At 74.1% G+C, this 1,449-nt stretch carries 1 protein-coding gene and 1 pseudogene; both read left to right on the forward strand.

The annotated features are described in order from the left end of the window. The first annotated feature begins 109 nt into the window (after positions 1-109). The gene (gene miaA, locus FOE67_RS25600; protein WP_182667196.1) at positions 110-1,048 is read left to right on the forward strand and encodes a tRNA (adenosine(37)-N6)-dimethylallyltransferase MiaA; all 939 of its coding nucleotides are present in this window, start codon (positions 110-112) and stop codon (positions 1,046-1,048) included. A gap of 141 nt (positions 1,049-1,189) precedes the next feature. Beyond that, positions 1,190-1,449 (forward strand): annotated as a pseudogene (locus FOE67_RS29755) (hypothetical protein); the annotation flags it as partial.

Here is a 1,449-nt window from a genome sequence, read left to right on the forward strand (position 1 = left end):
TATAAGAGACAGGTCTCGCAGAGCCGTCGGGGTCCGCCGGGCCGGTGGGACGCTCCTCCTCACAGTGCCAGAGGGCCACGGGGTAGGCCACACCGTAGGGGGCACCGTCGTGGAGCAGTTCTTCCGGGTCGTCGCCGTCGTCGGCCCCACCGCCGCCGGCAAGTCCGACCTGGCCATCGCCCTGGCCCACCGCCTGGGCGGCGAGATCGTCAACGCCGACTCGATGCAGCTCTACCGGGGCATGGACATCGGCACCGCCAAGCTTCCGCCGCAGGAGCGCGGAGGTGTGCCGCACCACCTGCTCGACGTGTGGGACGTGCGCCGCACCGCGACCGTCGCCGAGTACCAGCGGCTGGCCCGGGCCGAGATCGACCGACTGCTGGCCGCCGGACGGGTACCGATCCTGGTGGGGGGCTCCGGCCTCTACATCCGGGGTGTCGTGGACGAGCTGGACTTCCCCGGTACCGACCCGGAGGTCCGCGCCCGTTTGGAGGCCGAGCTGGAGGCGGTCGGCAGCGGTGCCCTGCACGCCCGTCTCGCGACCGTCGACCCGGCCGCCGCCCGGGCCATCCTGCCCGGCAACGGCCGTCGGGTGGTCCGGGCCCTGGAGGTCATCGAGATCACCGGCGGCACCTTCAGCGGTCGTCTCCCCGGCCCGGACGAGGACCGCGCCCACTACCCGACCCTGCACATCGGCATCCGGGTGCCCCGGCCCGAACTGGACGACCGCATCGCCGAGCGGGTGGACCGCATGTGGCGGGCCGGTCTGGTGGACGAGGTCCGCCGGCTGGAGGGCGAGGGGCTGCGGGAGGGCCGCACCGCCTCCCGGGCCCTGGGCTACCAACAGGTCCTCGCCGCGCTGGCGGGGGAGTGCACCGAGGAGGAGGCCCGCGCCGAGACCGTCCGCGCCACCCGCCGCTTCGCCCGCCGGCAGGACAGCTGGTTCCGCCGGGAGGCCCGGGTGCGGTGGCTGGACGGATCGGCCGCGGCGCGCGGGGACCTCCCCGCCGCCGCCGGGGCTTTGCTCGAACCGTCGGTCACATCCTGATCACGTGATGGCATCGGGTCGCTCCGGAGGCCGGGGCGGCCCCTTTCGCCGTGCCATCATCGAGCCATGCCGATGTTGCACCGGTAACAGTCGGAAACTCGGAAGCGTGATCCGTCGTGCGGGTAGGGAGGGCATGAGGCGATGGAGGCCGGCCCTCGCGGAACCAGCGGACGCGCCACCGGCGTCGGGGACCCCGACCGGTCCGCCGCGCACGACGCGGAGCCCCGCTCCGCGCACGACGCCCCCCGTCCGGAGCACGTCCCCGCCGAACCGGCGGAGACCGTCCCCTTCCCGCGCACCGGCCCCGGCGGGGCTTCCCCGCCCGAGGACGCCGGTGCCTGTCTCTTATACACCTCTCCAAGCCCCCGAGACTTGGAGCTCTCTCGTATGCCGCCTTCTGC

The sequence above is a fragment of the Streptomyces calidiresistens genome (genome assembly GCF_014141525.1).
GTDB classification, from domain to species: Bacteria; Actinomycetota; Actinomycetes; order Streptomycetales; family Streptomycetaceae; genus Streptomyces; species Streptomyces calidiresistens.